Below are 24,925 nucleotides of genomic sequence, written 5' to 3' on the forward strand. Positions count from 1 at the left end.
ATGGATTTGCTACTTATTCTCACCTATACGGCCATCTGTGTAGGGATTTTCAAGATCTTCAAGATCCCGCTCAACAAGTGGACTGTACCGACCGCCGTGCTTGGTGGCGTCTTCATCATAGGGGCCCTCATCACCCTGATGAACTACAACCACCCCTATGCCCAGACGGCTCGGGATTACTACGTCTCCACCCCCGTCGTTCCCCTGGTGAAAGGACGAGTGACCGAGGTCCCCGTCAAGCCCAACCAGGAAGTGAAGCAAGGCGACGTGCTGTTCAAGATAGATCCGGTGCGCTTCGAGCAGAAAGTCAACAGCGTGGCCGCCCGTCTCACCGCCAGCAAGGAGAGCCTCAAATCCATCAGCGCCAGACTCCGCTCTGCGGTGCTTGACCGGGATCGGGCGAAAGAACTGATGCGCCGTGGTATCGGCAAACAGCGCGATCTGGATGTGACGCAGGCCAACGTCGATGACATCACGGCGCAGATAGATCAGCAGAAAGCGACCATCGAAGATCTGCAGGCCCAACTGAGCGAAGCACAGTACAACCTGGATCAGACAGTGGTCTATGCCCCCTCGGATGGCTATGTGCTGCAAATGGCCCTGCGCCCCGGCATGGTGGCCACTCCCTACCTGTATCGCCCCGTGATGACCTTCGTTCACAAGGACGAGAACTTCTATGTGGGCTGGTTCTGGCAGAACAGCATGCAACGCCTCAAGGCGGGTGACGAAGCGGAAGTGGTCATCGATGGCGCCCCAGGCCGCATCTTCAAGGGCAAGGTCGAGGCCATCATCCCGGCCATAGCGTCCGGCAACGTGCAAGCCAACGCCCCCTTGGTGGATCAGAGCTCGGCGCAGCAACCGGGTCGCCTGCCGGTGCTCATCCGCATCACGGATCCAGACTGGGCCCAATATCAGGTGATCGCCGGCTCCAGCGGTCAGGCCGCCATCTACACCGATCACATGCACCATGTGGCCATCATGCGCAAGATCCTGCTGCGCATGGGCAGCTGGCTCAACTACCTGTTCCCCTTCCACTAAGCACCTTGGTGGTACCTGCGGGCCGGCATCATGCCGGCCCGCTGTTTTTGTGGCCCCAAGATCCCTATAATGGCGCCATCCTGCGCCCCACCATGCTCACACGCCACGCCCCCATGTTCGTTCTCAGACCCTATCAAACCGACGCCGTCAACGCCGTGATCAGCCACTTTCGCAAACACCCGGATCCCGCCGTGGTGGTGCTGCCCACGGGGGCAGGCAAGAGTCTGGTGATCGCCGAGCTGGCCCGCAAGGCCCGTGGCCGGGTGCTGGTGCTGGCCCACGTCAAGGAGCTGGTGGAGCAGAACCACGCCAAGTACGAGGCCTGGGGGCTCAAGGCCGACATCTTCGCCGCCGGATTGGCCCGCAAGGAGGCGAGCGCCCAGGTGGTGTTCGGCTCGGTGCAGTCGGTGGCCCGCAACCTGACCGCGTTTGATGGGGCGTTTTCCCTGCTCATCATCGATGAGTGCCATCGGGTCTCGCTCGATGACGACAGCCAGTACCATCAGGTGCTCGAGCATCTCAAGGGGGCCAATCCGGCCCTCAAGATCCTGGGGCTCACCGCCACCCCGTACCGGATGGGGCTGGGCTGGATCTACCGGCGCCACTACCACGGCATGGTGAAGAGTCACGGCGAGCGGCTCTTTGGCGACTGCGTGTTCGAGCTGCCCCTGCGCTTCATGGTGAAGAATGGCTACCTGACGCCACCGCGCATGATAGATGCCCCCATAGTCCACTACGACTTCAGCAAGCTGGTACCGAGGGAGAACGGCCTCTTCAGCGAGGCGGATCTCAACGGCGAGCTCAAGCGCCAGCAGCGGGTCACCCCCCATATCCTGAGTCAGGTGTTGGAGTATGCCGCCGAGCGGCAAGGGGTGATGATCTTCGCCGCCACCGTCGAGCACGCCCGGGAAATTCAGGGGCTGCTGCTCGCCAAATCCCAGACGGCGGCCCTCGTTACCGGCGAAACCCCGGGGCCGGAGCGCGATGCCCTGATCCATGCCTTCAAGGAGCGGGAGATCAAGTTTCTGGTCAACGTGGCGGTGCTCACCACCGGCTTCGATGCCCCCCACGTGGATCTCATCGTGATGCTGCGCCCCACCGAGTCGGTGTCGCTCTATCAGCAGATCGTCGGGCGCGGCCTGCGCCTGTCGCCGGGCAAGACAGATTGTCTGGTGCTCGACTACGCGGGCAACAACTTCAACCTGTTTGCCCCCGAAGTGGGAGAGCCCAGACCCCACGCCGGCACAGAGCCGGTACAGGTCCCCTGCCCCGCCTGCGGCTTTGCCAACACCTTCTGGGGCAAGACAGACGAGGAGGGCAAGGTGGTCGAGCACTACGGCCGCCGCTGCCAGGGGCTGTTTGAAGATGACGAGGGCCACCGCGAGGAGTGCGACTATCGCTTTCGCGCCAAGATCTGTCCCGCCTGCGGCGCCGAAAACGACATCGCAGCCCGCCGCTGCCAGAGCTGCGACCAGTTGCTGGTGGATCCCGACGACAAGCTCAAGGAAGCCCTCAATCTCAAGGACTGCATGGTCATTCGCTGCGCCGGTCTCACCCTCACCGCAGGGCGCGGCAAACAGGGGGAGCGGCTGGAGGTGACCTACCACGATGAGGACGGTCTTACCCTGACGGAGTACTTCGCCTTTCACACCAGCGGTGCGCGGCGCTTGTTTCAACAACGCTTTGTGCGTCATCATTGGCCCGCCCCGGGCCTGGAGCCCGAATTCACCACTCTGGCGAGCGTGCTGGCTGTGCAAAGCCAGTTCCGTCACCCGGATTTCGTCATCGCACGCAAGTCGGGGCGTTTCTGGCAGGTGAAGGAGAAAATTTTTGATTATGAAGGGCGGTACCGCACTGCCAACGCCTTTGCCTAGCCACGCCGTCTGGCGGGCAAATGACAGTCACCAGGTTTGATTATCAGGGGCGCACCGCACTGCCGGCGCCCTTCGTTCAGTTAGAGGATCTTATGCAGCGGTTGTTGATTGGTTTTTGTGCTCTCTTTTCCCTGGTGGCCCAGGCCACCCCGCTGACCCCGCCCAAGGGGGGCCAGTACGCCGTCATAGTCCAGGGCAACAGCGGGGTGGAGTTTGCCCGTCACGCCGACGACATGATAGCCCCCGCCTCCACCATGAAGGTGCTGACCGCCCTGGCCGCCCGCCTCGAGCTCGGCGCCGACTTCCGTTTCGCCACCGACATTCAGGCCCAGGCTGGCGCCAAACAGGGCAACACCATCAATGGCGACATCTGGATCAACTTCGTCGGTGACCCCACACTGTCGCGGATGGATCTGGTGGCCCTGTTCAAGCAGCTCGGGGTCACCCGCATTCAGGGCAATGTCTACGTCAACACCGGCGCCTACAACGGCTATGAGCGCGGCAACGGCTGGTCCTGGGGGGATCAGACCCTCTGCTTCGCAGCCCCCGTCTCCGCCGTCATCATCGACAAGAACTGCGCCTACGGCACCATCACAGCCACCCAGATTGGCAGGCCTGCGGTGGGCAACGTCGCCACCGGCGTCCCCATCGGCATAGGTGCCGACAACGTGGAGGTGATGAGCTATGGCGACATGGCGCGTCAGTTCTGCGCCCTGGAAGTGGACATGGCCAAGGGCAACTTCTACGAGCTCAAGGGCTGCATCACCCCGAACAAAGAGCCGCAAGGCCTGCGCTTTGCCATCCACGACGTGGAAGCCTGGGGCTGGGACAACATCCGCTGGGCCATGAACCGCGCCGGGATCAGCCACGACGGCCTGCTGCGGGTCACCCATCAGGCCCCGGTGAGCGCCGATACCCTGGCCACCCACTACTCGGTCTCCCTGCCGGTGATGCTCTCCAAGATGCTGAAGAAATCCGACAATCTCTACGCCGACACCTTCCTCAAAACCGTGGGCCGTCACTACTACAACAAGCCGGGCAGCTATCGCAGCGGCACCATGGCGGTGCGCGCCATCCTGACCAAGCACGGCATAGATCTGGGCAACGCTACCCTGGCCGACGGCTCCGGCCTCTCCGCCCACAACCTCATCAGCGCACGCCAGATGCTGTCGGTGCTGAACTTCATCCAGAAGAACGACGCCGAGCTCGACTTCATCAAGCTGCTGCCGAGTTCCCAGGTGGACGGCACCCTGGCCTGGCGACGCAGCGTCACCGCCCCCATGATGAAGAACAAGGTGCACGCCAAGACGGGCACCATCACCGGCACCTCCAACCTGGCCGGCTTTATCGACACCGCGGGTGGCCAGCGCAAGGCCTTCGTGATGTTCCAGCGCGGTCTGTCCCAGGATCCGGCGACCCACGAGCGCTACCGCGCCAGCAAGGCCGCCTGGCCCTGGACAGTGTTCGAGAAGGGGGTGCTGGAGAGCATCTATCAGCAGCAACCCCTCCAGATTGCCGAGCAGTAAGGCAGGCTTGAGTGGAGCGGAGCGCATCGCTCAGCAGCCACGAATCCAGATTGCCGAGTTATAGGGCTGGAATAGTTCGCCGCCGCCAATCCAGCATGCCGACCTCTGTGTCGGCACCTATCCGGGGTGCAATCGAGCACGGCGAATGCGCGTATCGGTATTTTCAGCTTTGACTGGCCAGGAGCCGAGGCTATGCTGTCGCCAGCCTCGTCTCAATGGCCTTCTTCAACGGCTTGTTTAACGGAGAGAAAAGATGTTTGTAGAAATTTTTGGTCGCCCGGGTTGCCCCTATTGCGTTCGTGCCAAGCAGATTGCCGAGCAGCTGACCGAGGAGCGCGATGACTTCGAGTTCCGCTATGTGGATATCAACGTCGCCGGGCTCACCAAGGACGATCTGGCCGCCAAGGCGGGCAAGCCGGTCACCACAGTGCCGCAGATCTTCCTGGACGAGCAGCACATCGGTGGCTGCACCGATTTCGAGGCCTATGCCAGAGCCAATCTGGGCCTGTAAGCCCGATACCCACATGAAAAAGGCGCCTGGTGCGCCTTTTCTTATGGACCTTGATCACCCCCGCATGTCACAGGCGTGAAGCGGCTCACCACCTGCCCCTGATGCTCAATCCACTCCATGAACATGGCGACCGGGCGGGCATAGACCTGTGCATCCTGCTCGGATTGGTAGACAACCAGCTGTTCCTGGGTTTCGGTGTGCAGGGCCAGGGCGAGCACTTGATAGTAACCCCCCTTGAAGTGGCGGTAGCGACCGGTGGCGGGTGCGTGCATGAAGATCCTCGATGACAGGATGAAAGGACGCCCTGAGCTGCGCGCGCCCTAGGCCGGCAGCAGGGGTTGGAGCAGATTTTTACCCCAGCCAATCGTGCCAGATGGGGTGGATAATTCAATACACTCTTGCTGCTTTATGAACCTCCCCCTCATCTTTCACTAGTCTCTCGTGAGACAGGCAAACGATCCTGCTGAATTTAACATTTTGGCAGCCCTGTTTCAGGGATAAATATCAGGTATTTATTCCATAAATTAGATTGTTCTAGCATTCAATTCTGTGAAGAATAGGGGTAGAGAAATTTGATACTAAAAAAAGCTTTTCTGCCAACGCGCCCCCAGGGGAAGGAATCACGCTCACCATGTTCACTATCGACAAGTCGCACAAGCTCGACGATGTCTGCTATGACATTCGCGGCCCGGTGCATAAAGAGGCCCGCCGTCTCGAGGACGAAGGCCACCGCATCATCAAGCTCAACATCGGCAACCCGGCCCCGTTCGGTTTCGATGCGCCTGAGGAGATCATCAAGGATGTGATCCTCAACATGCCCCAGAGCCAGGGCTACTGCGACTCCAAGGGGCTCTTCTCGGCCCGCAAGGCGGTGATGCAGTACTACCAGCAAAAGGGGATGCGCAAGGTCGACATCGACGACATCTACATCGGCAATGGCGCCAGCGAGCTCATCGTGATGGCCATGCAGGCGCTGCTCAACAACGGCGACGAGATGCTGGTGCCCTCCCCCGACTACCCGCTCTGGACCGCCGCCGTCACCCTCTCCGGTGGCCATGCGGTGCACTACCGCTGCGATGAAGGGGCCGACTGGCATCCGGATCTGGACGACATCCGCGCCCGCATCACCCCGCGCACCCGCGGCCTGGTGCTGATCAACCCGAACAACCCGACCGGCGCCGTCTACGGCAGCGAATTCCAGCTGGAGCTGATCGAGATCGCCCGCCAGCACAACCTCATCATCTTCGCCGACGAGATCTACGACAAGATCCTCTACGACGACATCTCCCACACCAGCGTCTGCACCCAGTGTGACGATGTGATGGTGGTGACCTTCAACGGCCTCTCCAAGGCCTACCGCGCCTGCGGATTCCGCCAGGGCTGGATGGTCATCACCGGGCCCAAGGGCCGTGCCAGGGGCTACATCGAAGGGCTGGAGATGCTGGCCTCCATGCGGCTCTGTGCCAACGTGCCCATGCAGCACGCCATCCAGACTGCGCTGGGTGGCTACCAGAGCATCAACGAGCTGATCCTGCCGGGCGGCCGCCTGCGCCGCCAGCGGGACAAGGCGTGGGAGCTATTGAACGAGATCCCCGGCGTCTCCTGCGTCAAACCAAAGGGGGCGCTTTACATGTTCCCGCGCCTCGACCCCAAGGTGTACGACATTCGCGACGACCAGAAGATGGTGTTCGACCTGCTGCAGCAAGAGAAGCTCTTGCTGGTGCAGGGCACCGGCTTCAACTGGCCGGCACCGGATCACTTCCGGCTGGTGTTCCTGCCCCGGGAAGAGGAGCTGGAAGAGGCCATAGGCCGTCTCGCCCGCTTCCTCAAGGGCTACAAGCAGTAAGCAAGGCTCATGAAAAAGGCTCCCTCGGGAGCCTTTTTGCTGTCTGTCGTTTTCTCATCCGTGCCATCAGCCGTGGAGCAGGGTACCGGCCACCAGCACCCCCATGGTGATGAGGGCCACGCCGATGATGAAGGGCAGCACCCAGCGCACGAAGCGATCGTAGGGGATCCTGGCGAGCGCCAGACCGGCCACCAGATGAGCGGCGGTGGGAGCGAACAGGTTGATCCAGCCGGAGGCTGACTGATAGGCGGTGATCACCAGATCCCGGGAGATGCCGGAGAAATCCGCCAGCGGCCCCATCAGCGGCATGGAGACGGTCGCCAGCCCCGAGGTGGAGGGAATAAAAAAGCTAAGAATGATGTGCACCAGATAGGCCATCAGGATGAAGACTGACGAGGAGAGTCCGGTCACCAGCCCCTCGGCCCAGTGCAATATGGTGTCTATGATGACGCCCTGCTCCATCACCACATAGATGCCGCGCGCCACCGCCACTACCAGGGCCACCCCGATGAGATCCCGAGCCCCGTTCAGGAAGGTCGCCACATAGTTGGATTCGGGCATCCGGTTGATGATCGCAATCAGGATGGAGGCGCTGAAGAACAGGGTGGAGAGCTCGTCGAACCACCAGCCAAAGGTGGGCAGCAGATCTATGCCCAGATCCACCCAGGGCACCACCGCATAGATCATCAGCAGGAAGGTGCCGAAGAAGACCAGCATGGTGAGCTTCTGCTTGCCGCTGAAGGCAAGATTGCTGCTCTTCATCTGGGAGAATTCGTCGTCATAGACGATGTCGGCCAGCACGGAGCGGGATTTGTCCTGCTGCACCTGCTTGGCATAGCGCATCACGAACCAGGAGGCGAAGATCACCAGCAGCAGCCACTGGATGACCCTCAGCCCAATTCCCTCGCCGATGGGAATGCCGGCAAAACCGGAGGCGATGCCGGTGGCAAAGGGGTTGACGGTGGAGGCGAGCACCCCGACCCCGGAGCCGAGCAGGATGATCCCCGCTGCCACCATGCGATCGAAGCCCGCCGCCATCATGACCGGCACTATAAGCGCCCAGAAGGCCACCGTCTCCTCCGCCATGCCGAAGGTGGATCCACCGAGGGCAAAGAGCGCGATCAGCACCGGGATCAGCAGTCGCTCGCGCCCGGCAAAGGCGCGCACTATGGCTCCCACCCCGGCATCGAGCGCCCCGCTCTGCATGGTCACCGCCAGAAAGCCGCCGATGATGAGCACGAAGAGTGCCACATCGGCCGCCTTGTGGAAGCCCTGAATGGGGGCCTTGAGCACCTCGAACACCCCTTGCGGCTGGGCGGGCAGCTCGGTGTAGCTGCCGGGCACAGGCAGCAAGCGCTCATCGCCGCTGTAATCGGCCACTGTGGCGGCCGCAACCGGCTGCTGGGTCTTGGCGGTGACATAGTTGTACTTGCCCGCAGGCAGCACCCAGGTGAGGGCCGCCATCAGGGCGATGATGATGAAAAGCAGGGTATAGACAGTGGGGAGTTGGCGCTTCTTGGGCGCCTCGTTTGGAGTGGTCATGGCTTCCCTTCCTCGGCAATGCCGTCAATGTTCCGATCAGCGCAAGCCTAGCGGGTTTGTTAGTGAAAAAAGGTGATCGCGGATAATAAACCTGCGGCAACAGCTTGAATGAGCGGCAAAAAAACAGGGCCCCGCAGGGCCCTGTAGTCACGCGTCAGGCTCAGAGCTCGACCACGTCGAAGGTCACATCCGGATTCACATCCGCATCGTAATCCACCTCGTCCAGACCGAAACCGAACAGGCGCAGGAACTCCTGCTTGTAGCCGGCGTAGTCGGTGAGCTCAGAGAGGTTCTCGGTGGTGATGGAGGGCCAGAGATCGCGGCAGGTCTGCTGCACGTCTTCACGCAGCTCCCAGTCATCCATGCGGATGCGGGCCTGCTCGTCCAGCGCCATGTCGGAAGCGTAGAGACGGGTGCGCAGCATGCGATCCACCTGCTCCATGCAGCCTTCGTGGATGCCCTTCTCCTTCATGATCTTGAAGGCCATGGAGATATAGAGCGGCATCACCGGAATGGCAGAGGAAGCCTGGGTCACCACGGATTTCAGCACGGCCACGTGGGCGGTGCCGCCCTTGGCAGCCAGATCGCCACGGATGGCGGTGGCGGCGCGGTCCAGATCTTCCTTGGCGCGGCCCAGGGTGCCATGCCAGTAGATGGGCCAGGTCAGATCGGTGCCTATGTAGGAGTAAGCCACGGACTTGGCGCCGTCGGCCAGCACGCCCGCATCACGCAGGGCTCCCATCCACAGCTCCCAGTCCTGACCGCCCATCACGGTGATGGTGCTCTGGATCTCTTCCTCGTTCGCCGGCTCGACGGTGGCGGTGATGATCTGATCCTTGTTGGTGTCGATGGCGGTGGAGGTGTAGACCTCGCCGATGGGTTTGAGGGCTGAGCGCACCACTTCGCCGGTGTCCGGCATCTTGCGCACCGGAGAGGCCAGGGAGTAGACCACCAGATCGATTTGACCCAGATCCTGCTTGATGAGCTCGATCACCTTGGCGCGGCACTCGTGGGAGAAGGCATCGCCGTTGACGCTCTTGGCGTAGAGACCAGCCTCTTTGGCGGCCTTGTCGAAGGCGGCGGAGTTGTACCAGCCGGCGGAGCCCGTCTTGGTCTCGGAGCTCGGCTTTTCGAAGAAGACGCCAATGGTGGCGGCGCCGCTACCGAAGGCAGTGGCAATCCGGGAGGCCAGACCATAACCGGTGGAGGCGCCGATCACCAGTACCTTCTTGGGACCATTCTCGATGGTGCCCTTGGCCTGGGTGTAAGCAATCTGGCGACGAACATTGGCTTCACAACCGACCGGGTGGGTGGTGGTGCAAATAAAGCCGCGAACCTTGGGTTTTATAATCATGTTGGGTCTCGACACCGTTAAATGAATGAAATCGGGGCATAAGATACCTCATTGTGGCCCGTTATGGTGCTCTGATGTGTTGAACTGCGGGGAAAACCGGCCAAGATCCCGCCGTTTGTCGCCACCATCCACACCCCATATGCCGATCGCCCGATCCCGGCGGGGGCACGAGGGAGCCCGGACGAGTGGCGACACGACAGGGGAAAGGGCCGGATCCATACTGGCGGCGTCGATAGTGGCTGATTGTCTGGTCAGGGCCTCTGTACTACTGTGCAAAGAGAGGATTCAAGGAGGAGTCTATGTCACCCGTGCTGATAATCTCGCTTGGCTGTCTGGTTGCCGTCACAGCCCCGGTCGTCCGTGCCGATGTCTATCAATGTACCCGCAACGGCCAGGTCACCTTCAGCGACATTCCCTGCAGCAGTGACGCCAAGCCGCTGCCACTCAATATCTACACCCCCTCCCCCGAGGAGGTCGAGAGGGCCACCAGACAGACCCGGGAGATCGAAGAGAACCTGGCCAGCGGCCAGAAGCAGCGCCAGATAGACGCGCTTCGCGCCGAGATGGAGACAAAGAAACAGCAGATGAGCCGTGAAATAGCCGGTGACAACAACGAACAGAGGGCGACGACGACAGAGACGAGCGATCTCGAGGGCAGCGTACGCTCTCCCAGGAGGCAGGCCGTGGCGCGCCAATACCAGAACGAGATGGAGGCGCTGAACAAGAAGATAAACACCCTCCAGCAGTCAAAATAATCCCCTCCCCCTGCCCTGTGCACAGGCCCGTTTTTCACCGGATGGGCTCACTGCCCGCACTGTGACACCAAAAAGTAACACAATCGTCAGTGCCAACAGGGTCACCCCCATGCCACTATCAGGTCTGGCTGTTCGCCAGTATCCGGCCAGGAGCAATCTTCGTTAGAAACCTGATTGAGGGAGAAAAATTCATCAGGATTGAAATTAAATATTCAAAAAGTTGATTCGGAGTCGATGAAGCTTCATCAGGCAGCAATGCTATTGTTAATTCACTCAGATTACTGTCGGTCTGTCATTCAAGGGTCTCATGGAGGAGCTCCGTATGTTCTGGAATCACAAAGCAAGCAAGGAAGCGAGTGAACAGGTGGCGAAGATGGCGGAGCTGGGTGCTTTCGAGCAGGCCATCCAGTCCCAGGTGCCTTTCATCCTGTTTACCCCGGCGGGCATGGTCACCTTCGTCAACGACCTCTTCCTGAAGATCGTGGGCTTTCAACGTGAGGAGGTGATTGGCAAGCACCACAGTGCGCTCTGCTTCCCCGAGGACGTCAAGACCCGTGATTACGAGAGCCTGTGGCAGGATCTGCGCGGCGGTATCTCCCGCAACGGCCGCTTCATCCGCCAGTCAAAGTCGGGCAAGGCTATCTGGCTGGAGGCTACCTATTTCCCCATCATGATCGATGGCAAGGTGGCGCGCGTCGCCAAGGTTGCCTCGGACGTGACCCAGCAGCAGTCCTCCCTGGAGCGCACCCAGGCCCTGCTGGCGGCGCTCGACAAGTCGCTGGCGGTGATCGATTTCCAGCCGGACGGCACCGTCATCACCGCCAACCAGAACTTCCTCCACTGCTTCGGCTACCGGCTGGAGGAGGTGGTCGGCAAACACCACCGCCAGTTCTGCGATCCGGAGTTCTACCAGAAAAACCCCAACTTCTGGCGCGATCTCGGCTCGGGGGACATCAAGTCCGGGCTCTTCATGCGCCTTGGCAACCGCGGGGAGAAGATCTGGCTGGAGGCGACCTACAACCCCATCTTCAACCACGAGGGCAAGGTGGTCAAAATCATCAAGCTGGCGAGCGACATCACTGAGCGGGTGGAAAAATCCATCTCCACCCGGGAGGCGGCCCAGAAGGCCTGCGCCATCGCCAGCGAAACCGTCGCCAGTGCCGCCAAGGGGCGCGAGGTGATCGACAAGGTGCTGGAGACCTCCTCCCACATCAACACCTCGGTCAACGAGGTGAGCAAGCAGATAGACCTGCTCAATCAGCAATCCAAGAGCATAGAGTCCATCATCTCCACCATCAGCGGCATCGCGGATCAGACCAACCTGCTGGCACTCAATGCCGCCATAGAGGCGGCCAGGGCCGGCGAGCAGGGCCGGGGGTTTGCGGTGGTCGCCGACGAGGTGAGGCAGCTTGCCGCCAGAACCTCGACCTCCACCAACGAGATCGTCTCCGTCATCAAGCACAACTCTGACATCACCTCCAAGATCACCCAGACCGTCTCCGTCGTCTCAGGCAAGGCGGTGGCGGGGCAGGATCAGGCCAACATCATCGCCGACGTTATCAAGGAGATCATCGAAGACGCCAACTCCGTCTCGGACACCGTCAAGAGTCTCTCCATCTGAGGCCGGGGTGCGCCATCCAATAACAACGCGGGGCCAGGCCCCGCGTTGTTTTTTGTCATCCAGGAGGCTTGAAGAGGCGTCAATCCTCCCCCTGCAGATAGTGCCTCGCCTCCTCGTCGGCCTGACCCAGGGCCAGCTCCCACAACTCGGCGATGCACAGCCCCTCCTCCCCCACCGCCGCTTCCTCCAGGGCCTCCAGGGCCCTGGCATCCGCCAGGGTAAAAGGGTGGTGGCTCAGCAAGGTCTTGGCCTCGGCCAGCAAGTTCATGTCGCTCATGGTGTGGCTCCTTCATGGCCAGCATAGGTCCCTGTCCAGACTGTAGCCGATCGGGGGGAAGTCAACTCTGGGCGGCGGCGCTGCGCACCCGGTGTTTGCCCACGGGCAACTGACCGACCCCGATGCCGGCCAGCACGGCGGCGCAGGCAACCCATTGCAAGGCACCCAGCGTCTCCCCCAGCAGCAGATAGGCGAGCAGCAGGGTAAAGACAGGGATGAGGTTCACGTAGGCGGCCGCCAGGGTCACCTTCACCTGAGTCACCGACCAGTTGTAGAGCAGGTAAGCGCCGAGCGTCACGAAGGCACCGAGGAAGAGGATGACCCCCATGTCCTGCCAGTCCCAGTCCGCAGGCCAGGGGGCACTGAAGGCGAAGGGGGCGAAGAACAGAGTGCCGACGAAGGCCTGCAGGGCGGTCAGGGTCATGACGCCGTAGCGGCTGGAGAGCTTCTTGAACACCACCGAATAGGTGGCGGCGCAGAGCATGGCCCCCATCTCCAGGCTGTTGCCGAGCAGGGCGTTGGAGGCGAACTCATCCGCCCCCTCGGCCAGCCCCAGCAGGGCGATGCCGCAGATGGCGATGGCAAAACCCAGCAGCTGGCGGCGGCTCACCCGCTCCCTCAGCAACACGAAAGCCACCAGGGCCACCATCAGGGGCAGCAGCGCACAGACCATGCCCGCCTGTCCGGCACTGGTGTAGCGCAGGGCGTTGACCTCCAGCAGGAAATAGAGGCAGGGCTCCAGGGCGCCCATCAGGGCCAGCCAGCGCCAATCCCCCTTCTGGTAGCTGAACCGGCCAAGCTGGCGGTAGCAGAGCAGCCAGCAGCAGGAGGCCACCAACATCCGCATGAAGAGCACCTGGCCGAAGGACCAGACCTCCAGCACATGTTTGAGGGCGATGAAGGAGCTGGACCAGAGCAGCATGGCCAGGGTGAGGGTCAGTATGGGTAGCGGGCGCACAATGCCTCCATGAATTGGGCCCCCGAATAATAACCATACGGCCTTGCGGTTGTCTAAAGGCACCTAACATCAGATAATACCGCCGCCTTCACACCGGAAAACCCATCGTCAATGACTGAGTACCTGCTTTTACTGGTCAGCACCGTGCTGATCAACAACTTCGTGCTGGTGAAGTTTCTCGGCCTCTGCCCCTTCATGGGCGTCTCTGGCAAGCTGGAAACCGCCATCGGCATGGGACTGGCCACCACCTTCGTGATGACGCTCGCCAGCGCCTGCTCCTATCTGATGGAGCACTATATCCTGATCCCGCTGGACATCGCCTACCTGCGCACCCTGGGCTTCATCCTGGTGATCGCCGTGGTGGTGCAGTTCACCGAGATGGTGATCCGCAAGAGCAGCCCGACCCTCTATCGCCTGCTCGGCATCTTCCTGCCCCTCATCACCACCAACTGTGCCGTGCTGGGCGTCGCGCTGCTGAGCATCAACGAGCGCCACAACTTCATCCAGAGCATCATCTACGGCTTCGGGGCTGCCTGCGGTTTCTCGCTGGTGCTGATCCTGTTTGCCGCCATGCGTGAGCGTCTGGTGGCCGCCGACGTGCCCACCCCCTTTCGCGGCGTCTCCATCGCCATGGTCACCGCCGGCCTGATGTCGCTGGCCTTCATGGGCTTTACCGGCCTCATCAAGATATAGCGCTATGACTCACATACTCTTTGCCATTCTGGTGCTGGCCCTGCTGGCCCTCTCCTTCGGCATCATTCTGGGCTATGCCGCCGTCAAGTTTCATGTGCAGGCCGACCCCATAGTCGACCAGCTCGATGCCCTGCTGCCCCAGACCCAGTGCGGCCAGTGCGGCTACCCGGGCTGCAAGCCCTACGCCGAGGCGCTTGCCAACGGTGATCAGATCAACAAGTGCGTGCCCGGTGGCGACGCCACCATGCGCAAGATAGCGGATCTGATGGGGGTCGAGCCCCAGCCGCTGGACGGTGGCGACGAAGCCGCCGCCCCCGTCAAGAAGGTCGCCTTCATTCACGAGGACATGTGCATAGGTTGCACCAAGTGCATCCAGGCCTGCCCGGTCGATGCCATCCTGGGCGCCACCAAGGCGATGCACACCGTCATCGCGGCCGAGTGCACGGGGTGCGATCTCTGCGTCGACCCCTGCCCGACCGACTGTATCGAGATGATCCCGGTGCCGACCACGGTCGACAACTGGAAATGGGATCTGGCCAAGGTCGCCATTCCGGTCAAGATAGTGGAATAAACAGCGGAGTAACCATGCAGCATCTGCTAGAACGCATCAAAGCCGGCACCCTCTGGGATTTTCACGGTGGCATTCATCCTCCCGAGAACAAGCACCAGTCCAGCCTGACCCCCGTCGTGGACGCGGGTCTGCCCCCCCAGCTCATCATACCGGTGCGCCAGCACGCGGGCCCGGCCGGCGAACTGCTGGTGCGGGTGGGCGACAGGGTCAAGAAGGGTCAACCCCTGACCCGTCACGACAAGGGGCGCATAGTGCCGGTGCACGCCTCCACCTCGGGCACCATCACCGCCATCGAACAACATACGGTGGCGCACCCCTCCGGCCTTGACGATCTCTGCATCATCCTGACCCCGGATGGGGAAGATGCCTGGTGCGAGCGCAACCCCCAACCCGACTACTGGAATCTGGAGCGAGGCGAACTGCTCGAGCGCATCCAGCAGGCGGGGGTCGCGGGGCTCGGCGGCGCCGTCTTCCCGACTCACAGCAAGCTCGATGGCCGCGGCCAGCTCACCGAGATCCTGATCGTCAACGGCCTGGAGTGCGAACCCTACATCACCACAGATGATCGCCTGATGCAGGAGTATGCCGACGAGATCATGGACGGCATACGGGTGCTCAAGCACCTGCTCAAGCCCAAGCTGACCCTGATCGGAGTGGAAGATAACAAGCCGGCGGCCATCGACGCCCTGACCCGCCATGCCACAGACCCGGATGTGCTGGTCAAGTCGGTGCCGACCAAGTACCCCTCCGGCGGCGCCAAGCAGACCATAGAGCTGCTCACCGGACGCCAGGTACCCAAGGGGGGCCGGGCGGTCGACATGGGCATCATGGTGCTCAACGTCGCCACCGTCTTTGCCATCAAACGCGCCATCATAGACGGCGAGCCGCTCATCTCGCGCATCGTCACCCTCACCGGGGATGCCTTCAAGCAGCCGGGCAATGCCTGGGTGCGCCTCGGCACGCCGGTGCGCTGGCTGCTGCAACGCTTCGAGCTGCAACCGGAGGCGGATCAGCGGGTCATCATGGGGGGCCCCATGATGGGCTTCACCCTGCCCCATGCCATGGTGCCCGTGGTCAAGGCCACCAACTGCCTGCTCTCCCCCACCCGGGCCGAGCTGCCGCCCCCCGGCCCCGAACAGGCCTGCATCCGTTGCAGCGCCTGTGCCGATGCCTGCCCCGCCAACCTGCTGCCCCAGGAGCTCTACTGGTACAGCCGGGTCAAGGAGTATGACAAGGCCGAGAAGCTCAACCTGTTTGACTGCATAGAGTGCGGGGCCTGCGCCTGGGTCTGCCCGAGCGAGATCCCCCTGGTGCAGTACTACAAGATTGCCAAGGATGACATCCGCGAGGTCCGTGCCGAGGCCGAGAAGGCGGAGCGCGCCAAGCAGCGCTTCGAGGCCAAGCAGGCCCGCTTCGAGCGGGACAAGGCCGCGCGGGAGGCTCGCCACGCCGAGGCCGCAGCCCAGCGTCGCCAAGCCATGGCCGCGGCAGGGGGGGATGATCCCGTCGCCGCCGCCCTGGCCCGCCTCAAGGCCAAGCAAGATGCCGCCAACGCAGAAACCCAGCCGGACAACGCCGCCATGATGGCCGCCCGCGAGGCGCGCAAGCAGGAGGCGCTGGCGCGCCGCGCCGCCAAGGCGGCCGAGACCGTTGAGTCTGATGATGCCGGCACTGCTGTCGTTGCCGAGACCGATCCCAAGAAGGCGGCCATTACCGCCGCCCTGGCTCACGCCAAGGCCAAGAAAGCCGCCCAGGCTGCCGGTGACGAGGCCAGCAACACGGCTGCCGCTCCGGGCGAGCCGGTGACAGAGCCCGCTGCCGAGATCGACCCCAAGAAGGCAGCCATCGCCGCCGCCCTGGCTCGCGCCAAGGCCAAGAAAGCGGCCCAGGCTGCCGATGACGGGGCCAGCAACACAGCAGCCGCTCCGAGCGAGCCGGTGGCTGAGCCCGCTGCCGAGGTCGACCCCAAAAAGGCAGCCATCGCCGCCGCCATAGCCCGCGCCAAGGCCAAGAAAGCCGCCCAGGCCGCCGGTGACGAGGTCACAAGCGACTCGCCTACCGCCGCGAGCGAGCCGGTGGCTGAGCCCGCCCCCGAGATCGATCCCAAGAAGGCAGCCATCGCCGCCGCCATAGCACGCGCCAAGGCCAAGAAGGCTGCCCAGACTGCCGGTGACGAGGTCGTATCCGACGCCTCAGTCTCCTCAAGTGACGCTCCGGGCGAGCCGGTGGCTGAGCCCGCTGCCGAGGTCGACCCCAAGAAGGCGGCCATCGCCGCCGCCATAGCCCGCGCCAAGGCCAAGAAAGCGGCCCAGGCCGCCGGTGACGAGGTCGTATCCGACGCCTCAGTCTCCTCAAGTGACGCCCCGAGCGAGCCGGTGGCTGAGCCCGCTGCCGAGATCGATCCCAAGAAGGCAGCCATCGCCGCCGCCATAGCACGCGCCAAGGCCAAGAAGCTGGCGGCCGACGCCGCGGCGAACACCTCTTCCCCTTCGACCGACAAGAGCCACTGATCCATGTTCAATCTCGCGAGTGCGCCCTTCGCCCATAACCGCAAACAGACCCAGACCCTGATGCTGCTGGTGATCCTGGCCTGTCTGCCCGGCTTCCTGGCCCAGACCTGGTTCTTCGGCTGGGGAACCCTGATCCAGACCCTGCTGGCCCTGGTGACGGCGCTGGGCTGCGAGGCCCTGGTCCTGCGCCTGCGTGGCCGCCCCGTCAAACCGGCCCTGCTGGACGGCAGCGCGGCTCTCACCGCCGTGCTGATCGGCCTCTCCCTGCCCCCCTTGCTGCCCTGGTGGATGCTGGTACTCGGCACCGCCTTTGCCATCATCATCGCCAAGCACCTCTATGGCGGGCTCGGTCAGAACCTGTTCAACCCGGCCATGGTGGCCTATGTGCTGCTGCTGGTCTCCTTCCCGGTCCAGATGACCAGCTGGCTGCCCCCCTCCAGCATCGCCGCCTACGGGGTCGACTTTGGGGACGCCGTCTCGGTGATCTTCACCGGCTTCAGCCTGGACGGCTACAGCCTGGCGCAGCTCAAGCAGGGGGTGGATGGCCTGACCATGGCCACCCCCCTCGACACCCTGAAGACGGGCCTGACCCAGGGGCTCACCGCCAGCGAGGTGATGACTCATGCGGTGTTCGAGGGCTGGGGCGGGATTGGCTGGAGCTGGGTCAACCTGTGCTACCTGCTGGGTGGCCTCTTCCTGTTGCAGCAAAAAGTGATCAACTGGCGCATTCCCACCGCCGTGCTGGGGGCCCTGCTGCTCTCGGCCACCCTGGGCTATCTGGCCACGCCGGACGCCACCGCCACCCCCATGCTGCACCTGTTCAGCGGCGCCACCATGCTGGGGGCCTTCTTCATCGCCACCGACCCGGTGAGCGCGAGCACCACGGCCAGGGGTCGCCTCATCTACGGCGTGCTGATCGGCGTGCTGGTCTACCTCATCCGCCGCTTCGGCGGCTACCCGGACGCCTTCGCCTTTGCCGTGTTGCTGGCCAACCTCTGCGTGCCGCTGATAGACAGTCTGACTCGCCCCAAGGTCTATGGGGATCGCCGCAAATGACTTCATCTTTGACTTCTCATACCCGCGGAACCGGAGCCACTACATGTTAAAGAGCATGCGCAAAAACGGCGTCACCCTGGCCCTGTTCGCCCTGGCCTGCACCGCCATGGTGGTGCTGACCAACGAACTGACCCGGGATCGCATCGCCCACCAGCAACAGCTGGAGAAGCTGCGCACCCTGGAAGCCTTGCTGCCGGCGGGGAGCTATGACAACGATCTGGTGGCCAGCTGCCGGCTTGTCACCAGCCGCGAGTACCTGGGCAGCGATCAGCCCATGCCGCTCTATACCGCGACCCTCAAGGGGGTGCACACCGGCTATGCGCTGGAAACCGTGGCCCCCGACGGCTACAGTGGTGCCATTCGCATGGTGGTCGGCACAGATGCCAAGGGGGCCATCAGCGCGGTGCGGGTGCTGGCCCACAAGGAAACCCCGGGTCTTGGGGACAAGATAGAGCTGAAGAAATCGAGCTGGATAGAGAGTTTCGTCGGCAAGTTCCTCACCAGGGAGAACGCGGCCAGCTGGGCGGTGAAGAAGGATGGCGGCGAATTCGACGCCTTCACCGGCGCCACCATCACCCCCCGCGCCGTGGTCAAGGCGGTGAAGAACCTGCTGCTGCTGCAACAGGAGCACCCCGAGCTGCTGCAAGAGGCCCCCTCCTGTGACGCCACCCCCTAACACCGGAGCCCCCTATGGCACATACAACGGAACACGCAATGGAACAAGTTGATGTGATTGACGGCCAGAGCCCGGCCGAGGAAGGCAACAGCCGCCGCGAAGAGCTCAAGGAGCTGATGCTCCAGGGGCTGTGGAAGAACAACCCCTCCCTGGTGCAGGTGCTGGGGCTCTGCCCGACCCTGGCGGTCTCCTCCACCTTCACCAATGCCCTGGGGCTGGGTCTTGCGACCATGGTGGTGCTGATAAGCTCCAATCTGGCCATCTCCCTGGTGCGCAACTGGGTGCCCAAGGACATTCGCATCCCGGTCTACGTGATGATCATCGCGGCCCTGGTGACCAGCGTGCAGCTGTTGATGAACGCCTACACCTATGGCCTCTATCAGGCGCTCGGCATCTTCATCGCCCTCATCGTCACCAACTGCGTCATCATAGGCCGGGCCGAGGCCTATGCCTCCAAGAACCCGCCCCTGCTGGCGGCCATCGACGGCTTCATGATGGGGCTGGGCTTCACCCTGGTGCTGCTGGTGCTGGGGGGGCTTAGGGAGATCATCGGCATGGGCACCCTGTTCGACGGCGCCGATCTGCTGCTGGGGGACTGGGCCAAGTCCCTGCGCATCGAGCTGTTCCATGCCGATGCCAGCCTGCTGCTGGCCATTTTGCCGCCGGGGGGCTTCATCGGCCTGGGCCTGCTCATCGCCGGCAAGAATGCCATCAACGACTGGATGGGCCGCAAACAGCGTGCCGACAAGGCGCACTGCAGCCTGCCCGCAGCCGGTGCCCGCGCCACCCAGCTCTGAGGGCTGGCACCAAGACAGACATGAGACTCGATGAATAACCAAAAACGCAGAGAGATACTGGAGCGGTTGCGGGAGAACAACCCGCACCCCACCACTGAGCTCAACTTCACCACGCCGTTCGAGCTGCTGATCGCCGTGCTGCTGTCGGCCCAGGCGACCGATGTCAGCGTCAACAAGGCCACCGACAAGCTCTATCCGGTGGCCAATACCCCAGCCGCCATGCTGGCTCTCGGGGTGGACGGCGTGAAGGAGTACATCAAGACCATAGGCCTGTTCAACACCAAGGCCGAGAACGTCATCAAGACCTGCGCCATCCTGCTGGAGCGCCACGGCGGCGAGGTGCCGGAGGACCGCGAGGCACTGGAAGCCCTGCCCGGGGTCGGTCGCAAGACCGCCAACGTGGTGCTCAACACGGCGTTTGGCTGGCCCACCATAGCGGTCGATACCCATATCTTCCGGGTGTCGAATCGCACCGGTTTCGCGGTGGGCAAGAACGTGGATCAGGTGGAGGAGAAACTGCTGAAAGTGGTGCCCGCCGAGTTCAAGCTGGATGTGCACCACTGGCTCATCCTGCACGGGCGCTACACCTGCCTGGCGCGCAAACCACGCTGTGGCTCCTGTATCATCGAAGACCTGTGCGAGTACAAAGAAAAGGTCTACCCGGAGAGCTGACGGCGGCCCCTGATATCCAGCCGTTGGCCTCACGACCTAGATTGAAAGCAGTACCAATCACCAACCCGGAGAATTGAGCAATGAGAATTCTGCATACCATGCTGCGCGTCGGCGACCTGCAACGCTCCATCGACTTCTACACCCGCGTGCTGGGCATGACACTGCTGCGCAAGAGCGAGAACAGCGAATACAAGTACACCCTGGCCTTCGTCGGCTACGGTGACGAGAAGGACGAGGCCGTCATCGAGCTCACCTACAACTGGGGTGTGAGCGAGTACGAGTTGGGCTCTGCCTACGGTCACATCGCCCTGGAAGCGGACGACATCTATGGCACCTGCGACGCCCTGCGCGCCGCCGGCGCCAAGATCACCCGCGAGCCGGGCCCGGTCAAGGGGGGCACCACCGTCATCGCCTTCGTGGAAGATCCGGACGGTTACAAGATTGAGCTGATCGCCAAGAAAGACACAGGAACCGGCCTCGGCGTCTGAGCCAGACCGACACCCTGGTGGTGACATAGCAAACGGGGCCCTGGGGCCCCGTTTTTGTTGGTACTCTGCCAGCCGTCCTGCATCAGGCGAGGCGGAAACGGCCTATGGTCTGGCGCAGGCTCGCCGCCAGCTGGCTCAGCTCCAGACAGGCACGGGCGGTGTGATCGGCGCCGGTCGCCACCTCGTTGGAGGACTCGTTGATCCGCTCCACGTTGCGGCCGAGCTCGTCGGAGACCGCATCCTGCTCACCGCAGGCGCTGGCGATCTGGATCGCCATGTCGGCAATCTGGCCGACCGCCTCCTCGATCTGCTGGATCCCCGAGCTGGTCTGCTCGCTCTGGCTCACGCACTGGCGGATCATCTCGCAGCTCTGGCTGGTCACCGCCTTCGCCTGGTTGGCGCGGGCCTGCAGGGTTTCGATGATGGCGACTATCTCGCCGGTCGAGGCCTGGGTGCGGCCCGCCAGGGTGCGCACCTCATCGGCCACCACCGCAAAGCCGCGGCCCTGCTCGCCGGCGCGGGCCGCCTCTATGGCGGCATTGAGCGCCAGCAGGTTGGTCTGATCGGCGATGCCGCGAATGACGTCCACCACCAGGTTGATCTGGGCCGATTCCCGCTCCAGCTCCGCCACCAGGGTGCCCGCCTGCTCCATCTCCTCGGCGACCCGGGTGATGGCCACCAGGGCGCCCTGCACATCCTGATTGCCGCGACGGGCCAGGGCATTGGCCGAGCTGGCGGATTCCGAGGCGACCTCGGTGTTGCCCGCCACATCGGCCACCGTCGCCTTCATCTGGGCCATGGCGGTTGCCACCAGGGAGATCTCCTGCTGCTGGCTCTGGATCCCCTGGGCCGACTGCTCGGAGACGGCGCTCACCTCCTCGATGGCGGCCCCCAGCTGGGTCACGGCGGCGACCACCTCCTCGATGAGACCGCGCAGGTTGTCCTGCATCTTGAGAGAGGCACTGGCCAGCATGCCCAGCTCATCCTGCCCTATGTGCTGGCGATCCAGCCTGTGGGTCAAGTTCCCCTGCGCTATGGCGTTGGCCTGGGCGACCACGGCCTGCAGCGGCAGGCAGATCTGGCGCGTGAGGAACCAGGTCATCACCCCCATGAACAGCAGCAGGGCGCCGATGCTCAGAGTGGCGAAGGTCGTCACCATGTTGACGCTGCCAAGCAGGCTGCCACGGTTCTCCTTGACGAAGCCGAGGTTCACCTCCACCAGGGCGTTGACCCCCTGCTCCAGCTCGGTGTAGCTACCGTTTGATTGGAACAGCGCGTCCCTGGCCTGCTCCTTGAGCCCCTGCACCAGCAGGCTGTCGACCCGGTTGACCGCGCTCAGGTAGTGCAGCCACTGCTGCTTGGCCCGGTTGAACACCTGGCGCTCATGCTCGGCCCCGACGGTGGCCTCATAGGCACTCAGGGCGCGCTCCACCTTGGCCACGCTCTCCTGGATGCGGCCGCGACGGGCCTGCTGATCGGCGGTGTCCTCGATCATCAGCAGGGCAAACTGGGCGCGGCGCACATAGGAGACGTCGTAGAGCAGGTTCTCCACCGAGATCACGCTCGGCAGGGTGGAGTCGGTGAAATTCAGCACCCGATCCCGAACTCCGCGCAGCTCGCTGGCGAGAAAAAGACCGAATATCACGTTGATGGCGGCGATTACCGCAAAGACCACGGCAATCTTCTTGCCGATGGAGAGGTTCTTGTAAGACATGTTGGCTGGTGATCCTCGACTGCTGATAAGCAGGTGCACAGTGGCGATCACATCCGTGTAAGCGGTGACCCGAGACTCCTGACGGGAAAATGAAACAACGCGAACGAGCGGGGAAGCGCGTTCGCAGGCGCGCACCCTATCACAGCTGCCGCCCTCGCTCATCCCTCTCGTGTTGCACAGGGCCATGTCGTTTGGCATGGGCCCGGGATACAAGAGCGACCGGATGACCACAAACTTGAGCCGATTGCCCCAATCGCCCCGCCATCATGGACAAACGGGAGGCCAGGTTATGTAATGGCCCTCTCGTCTCTCCCAACCACAGTCCCCCGAGGCCCCATGGATAACGCATCGACCCTCAGCCCCCCTTGGTCAGTCCAACTGCGCGAGCAGATACAGGAACGCCCCCTCATCGCCCTGGGACTGCTGCTCGCCCTGGCCGCCGTCCTGCTGCTCCTGTTGCAGAGCCTCATCATGCTGGCGGCCGGTGACATCAGCCCCGGGGTGCGTTATGGCCTCATCGGCGGCGTCGCGGGGTTTGCCGCCACGGCGCTCGGCGCCCTGCCCGCCCTGTTCCTGCGATCTGTCCCCCAGCGGGTGGAAGACGCCATGCTGGGCTTTGCCGCCGGCATGATGCTGGCGGCCAGCGCCTTCTCCCTGCTGCTGCCGGGGCTGGAGGCGGCCGAGGGGATCACCGGGGACGGCTTCCTCGCCGCCGCCGTGGTGGTGGCCGGCATGACCCTGGGGGTCTTGCTGATGCTGGGGCTGGATCAGTTCACCCCCCACGAGCACGACAAGACGGGCCCCTGCGGCCCCGGCCACGAGAGCTGCTCCCGGGTCTGGCTGTTCGTGTTTGCCATCGCCCTGCACAACCTGCCGGAAGGCATGGCCATCGGGGTCAGTTTCTCCCAGGGGGACATGGCAGTGGGGCTGCCGCTCACCACCGCCATCGCCCTGCAGGACATCCCCGAGGGACTGGCGGTGGCGCTCGCCATGTCCGCCGCCGGCTTTCGTCCCTCGGTCGCCGTGCTGGTGGCCATCGGCAGCGGCCTGCTGGAACCGCTCGGCGCCCTGCTCGGGGTCGGGCTCGCCAGCGGCATGGCCATCGCCTACCCCATAGGTCTGGGGCTCGCGGCCGGTGCCATGTTGTTCGTGGTCTCCCACGAGGTGATCCCCGAGACCCACCGCAACGGTCACCAGACCCATGCCACCCTGGGCCTGATGGCCGGCTTTGCCTTGATGATGACGCTGGATACGGCCTTGGGTTGATATGGGCTTGAGAGGCCGGGGCTGGATGCAAGCCGTCTTTTCCCACTCAGTGATCCCCGGACCTGATGGCGAGATTTGCCTTGATGATGACGCAAGATACGGCCTTGGGTTGATATGGGCTTGAGAAGCCCGGGCTGGATGCAGCCGTCTTTTCCCACTCAGTGATCCCCGGGCCAATCGCTACGGCCATCAGACCCATCTCCTCCCGGGGCCGATGGCCGGTTCGCCCTGATGATGACGCAAGATACGGCCCTGGGTTGATAACACGCTGATAAATAGCCTAATGTCTAGTTCCTTGCGTTCCTGATCCGGCTGATGATGGGTGCGCGTCGCCTCTATCGAGACCCTGCATGAGATGATCGTCCGGATGGCTCTGCTGCTTTGCCTGCTTGCCCCAGCCAGTGGGGCCGTCGCTGCCACCGAGGTTTACCACACGGCGGCGCAAGCCGATTCGGCCCCCAAGTACCTGACCCTGGCGGGAGGGAAGACAGGGGGGATCTGCGTCGATCTGTTCCGGCGGATGGAGGCGCGGGAGCCGGCCCTGCGCATCGCGGGAGATCAGAGCACCCTGCCCCTCAAGCGCCTGGAGAAGAAGGTGCGGCACGGCCAGCTGGATTTCATCTGCGGCGTGGGGGACAGCCCGGAGCGGCGCAGCCAGTTCATCTACCTGCAACCCGCCATCTTCACGGTGCGCTACCACCTGGCGGTACGCAGCGACGATCCTGTCGAGATCCACCGCTGGGAGGACGTCAGGGCACTCGGTCAGCAGGGGATCATCCTCATCAATCACGGCAGCGGCGCCATCGCACGGCTCCAGGCCATCGGCGGCCTCATCATCGACAGCGGCGGGATCGGCAGCAAGGCCAACTACGACAAGCTGCTGATGAAGCGGGGGCGCTTCGTCTACTACCGCTCCCCGGGGTTTGAATCCGATCTGCGCGAGCACGGGCTGGGGGAGCGGATCCGCATTCTCCCCACTGTGATGGAAGAGACCCCCTTCTACATATTGTTCCACCGCCGCACTACCCCAGAGCGGCTGGCGCTCTTTGCCAACACCTTGCAGCAGCTGGCCTCGAGCGGCGAGCTTGCCGCCCTGGTCGATCACTACCACTGACGCAGGAGATGCCCCGGCAGCCCCACAGGAATGCTCGGCGCCACCGCCAAGTTTTGTTATCATCCC

Annotated in this window: 23 protein-coding genes; 17 read left to right on the top strand and 6 right to left on the bottom strand. The window is 63.1% G+C overall.

Annotated features, from left to right (window positions below):
- The 4 genes from Aeroheme_RS13025 (at nucleotide 1) to Aeroheme_RS13040 (ending at nucleotide 4,949) form a co-directional block, all read left to right on the top strand.
- The gene (locus Aeroheme_RS13025) at nucleotides 1–1,038 is read left to right on the top strand and encodes an HlyD family secretion protein (RefSeq protein ID WP_139744895.1); all 1,038 of its coding nucleotides are present in this window, start codon (nucleotides 1–3) and stop codon (nucleotides 1,036–1,038) included.
- Between the two features lie 113 nt (nucleotides 1,039–1,151).
- Nucleotides 1,152–2,912, top strand: a complete 1,761-nt coding sequence (locus Aeroheme_RS13030; protein WP_289975308.1) for a DEAD/DEAH box helicase — start codon at nucleotides 1,152–1,154, stop codon at nucleotides 2,910–2,912.
- A gap of 92 nt (nucleotides 2,913–3,004) precedes the next feature.
- Complete coding sequence (dacB, locus tag Aeroheme_RS13035) at nucleotides 3,005–4,438, top strand: D-alanyl-D-alanine carboxypeptidase/D-alanyl-D-alanine-endopeptidase (RefSeq protein WP_404835188.1); 1,434 nt, start codon at nucleotides 3,005–3,007, stop codon at nucleotides 4,436–4,438.
- 253 nt (nucleotides 4,439–4,691) lie between these two features.
- Complete coding sequence (locus tag Aeroheme_RS13040) at nucleotides 4,692–4,949, top strand: GrxA family glutaredoxin (protein WP_010674029.1); 258 nt, start codon at nucleotides 4,692–4,694, stop codon at nucleotides 4,947–4,949.
- Nucleotides 4,950–4,990: 41 nt separating this feature from the next.
- Here Aeroheme_RS13040 and Aeroheme_RS13045 read toward each other — a convergent pair whose 3' ends face one another.
- Complete coding sequence (locus Aeroheme_RS13045) at nucleotides 4,991–5,221, bottom strand: DUF1653 domain-containing protein (protein WP_404835189.1); 231 nt, start codon at nucleotides 5,219–5,221, stop codon at nucleotides 4,991–4,993.
- A 359-nt stretch (nucleotides 5,222–5,580) separates the two neighbouring features.
- Between Aeroheme_RS13045 and Aeroheme_RS13050 the strand changes: the two genes are divergently transcribed.
- A complete protein-coding gene (locus Aeroheme_RS13050) occupies nucleotides 5,581–6,795 on the top strand; it encodes a pyridoxal phosphate-dependent aminotransferase (RefSeq protein WP_106887201.1) in 1,215 nt (404 codons plus the stop codon).
- Nucleotides 6,796–6,861: 66 nt separating this feature from the next.
- Here the strand turns inward: Aeroheme_RS13050 and Aeroheme_RS13055 are convergent, their stop codons facing one another.
- Together Aeroheme_RS13055 and fabV are read right to left on the bottom strand one after the other, a co-directional pair.
- The gene (locus Aeroheme_RS13055; protein ID WP_404835190.1) at nucleotides 6,862–8,337 is read right to left on the bottom strand and encodes a YfcC family protein; all 1,476 of its coding nucleotides are present in this window, start codon (nucleotides 8,335–8,337) and stop codon (nucleotides 6,862–6,864) included.
- 160 nt (nucleotides 8,338–8,497) lie between these two features.
- Complete coding sequence (gene fabV / locus Aeroheme_RS13060; RefSeq protein WP_106887202.1) at nucleotides 8,498–9,691, bottom strand: enoyl-ACP reductase FabV; 1,194 nt, start codon at nucleotides 9,689–9,691, stop codon at nucleotides 8,498–8,500.
- Between the two features lie 299 nt (nucleotides 9,692–9,990).
- Here fabV and Aeroheme_RS13065 point away from each other — a divergent pair, with 299 nt between their 5' ends.
- Both Aeroheme_RS13065 and Aeroheme_RS13070 read left to right on the top strand, forming a co-directional pair.
- Nucleotides 9,991–10,446: a DUF4124 domain-containing protein gene (locus Aeroheme_RS13065; protein WP_171275853.1), complete on the top strand. Its 456-nt coding sequence runs from the start codon at nucleotides 9,991–9,993 to the stop codon at nucleotides 10,444–10,446.
- A 322-nt stretch (nucleotides 10,447–10,768) separates the two neighbouring features.
- Nucleotides 10,769–12,067: a methyl-accepting chemotaxis protein gene (locus Aeroheme_RS13070; RefSeq protein ID WP_394293348.1), complete on the top strand. Its 1,299-nt coding sequence runs from the start codon at nucleotides 10,769–10,771 to the stop codon at nucleotides 12,065–12,067.
- A 79-nt stretch (nucleotides 12,068–12,146) separates the two neighbouring features.
- Here the strand turns inward: Aeroheme_RS13070 and Aeroheme_RS13075 are convergent, their stop codons facing one another.
- A complete protein-coding gene (locus Aeroheme_RS13075; protein ID WP_163153855.1) occupies nucleotides 12,147–12,344 on the bottom strand; it encodes a hypothetical protein in 198 nt (65 codons plus the stop codon).
- Nucleotides 12,345–12,405: 61 nt separating this feature from the next.
- On the bottom strand, nucleotides 12,406–13,302 hold the full coding sequence (locus Aeroheme_RS13080; RefSeq protein WP_411165994.1) for a DMT family transporter: 897 nt from the start codon (nucleotides 13,300–13,302) through the stop codon (nucleotides 12,406–12,408).
- Between the two features lie 111 nt (nucleotides 13,303–13,413).
- Between Aeroheme_RS13080 and rsxA the strand changes: the two genes are divergently transcribed.
- From rsxA to gloA, 8 genes are all read left to right on the top strand, one after another.
- On the top strand, nucleotides 13,414–13,995 hold the full coding sequence (gene rsxA / locus Aeroheme_RS13085) for an electron transport complex subunit RsxA (RefSeq protein WP_106887207.1): 582 nt from the start codon (nucleotides 13,414–13,416) through the stop codon (nucleotides 13,993–13,995).
- A 4-nt stretch (nucleotides 13,996–13,999) separates the two neighbouring features.
- A complete protein-coding gene (gene rsxB, locus Aeroheme_RS13090; protein ID WP_139744889.1) occupies nucleotides 14,000–14,566 on the top strand; it encodes an electron transport complex subunit RsxB in 567 nt (188 codons plus the stop codon).
- Nucleotides 14,567–14,580: 14 nt separating this feature from the next.
- Nucleotides 14,581–17,076: an electron transport complex subunit RsxC gene (gene rsxC, locus Aeroheme_RS13095; RefSeq protein WP_411165995.1), complete on the top strand. Its 2,496-nt coding sequence runs from the start codon at nucleotides 14,581–14,583 to the stop codon at nucleotides 17,074–17,076.
- Nucleotides 17,077–17,079: 3 nt separating this feature from the next.
- Complete coding sequence (gene rsxD, locus Aeroheme_RS13100) at nucleotides 17,080–18,132, top strand: electron transport complex subunit RsxD (protein ID WP_139744532.1); 1,053 nt, start codon at nucleotides 17,080–17,082, stop codon at nucleotides 18,130–18,132.
- Nucleotides 18,133–18,175: 43 nt separating this feature from the next.
- Nucleotides 18,176–18,808, top strand: a complete 633-nt coding sequence (gene rsxG, locus Aeroheme_RS13105) for an electron transport complex subunit RsxG (protein ID WP_168234758.1) — start codon at nucleotides 18,176–18,178, stop codon at nucleotides 18,806–18,808.
- Between the two features lie 38 nt (nucleotides 18,809–18,846).
- Nucleotides 18,847–19,605: an electron transport complex subunit E gene (locus tag Aeroheme_RS13110; RefSeq protein WP_025326537.1), complete on the top strand. Its 759-nt coding sequence runs from the start codon at nucleotides 18,847–18,849 to the stop codon at nucleotides 19,603–19,605.
- A 30-nt stretch (nucleotides 19,606–19,635) separates the two neighbouring features.
- Nucleotides 19,636–20,277, top strand: a complete 642-nt coding sequence (gene nth, locus Aeroheme_RS13115; RefSeq protein WP_025326536.1) for an endonuclease III — start codon at nucleotides 19,636–19,638, stop codon at nucleotides 20,275–20,277.
- A gap of 80 nt (nucleotides 20,278–20,357) precedes the next feature.
- Nucleotides 20,358–20,765, top strand: coding sequence for a lactoylglutathione lyase (gene gloA, locus Aeroheme_RS13120; RefSeq protein WP_025326535.1), 408 nt, complete (start codon nucleotides 20,358–20,360; stop codon nucleotides 20,763–20,765).
- An 82-nt stretch (nucleotides 20,766–20,847) separates the two neighbouring features.
- Here gloA and Aeroheme_RS13125 read toward each other — a convergent pair whose 3' ends face one another.
- Nucleotides 20,848–22,479 carry a methyl-accepting chemotaxis protein gene (locus Aeroheme_RS13125; protein WP_395948660.1) on the bottom strand — a complete coding sequence of 544 codons (1,632 nt, stop codon included), beginning with the start codon at nucleotides 22,477–22,479 and terminating at the stop codon, nucleotides 20,848–20,850.
- 336 nt (nucleotides 22,480–22,815) lie between these two features.
- Between Aeroheme_RS13125 and Aeroheme_RS13130 the strand changes: the two genes are divergently transcribed.
- Both Aeroheme_RS13130 and Aeroheme_RS13135 read left to right on the top strand, forming a co-directional pair.
- Entirely contained in the window at nucleotides 22,816–23,745 is a 930-nt protein-coding gene (locus tag Aeroheme_RS13130) for a ZIP family metal transporter (protein WP_106887213.1), read from the top strand.
- 355 nt (nucleotides 23,746–24,100) lie between these two features.
- A complete protein-coding gene (locus Aeroheme_RS13135; RefSeq protein ID WP_411167245.1) occupies nucleotides 24,101–24,859 on the top strand; it encodes a substrate-binding periplasmic protein in 759 nt (252 codons plus the stop codon).
- Nucleotides 24,860–24,925 lie beyond the last annotated feature (66 nt).

The organism is Aeromonas sp. DSM 116730 (assembly GCF_046581335.1).
Taxonomy (GTDB): Bacteria; Pseudomonadota; Gammaproteobacteria; order Enterobacterales; family Aeromonadaceae; genus Aeromonas; species Aeromonas rivipollensis.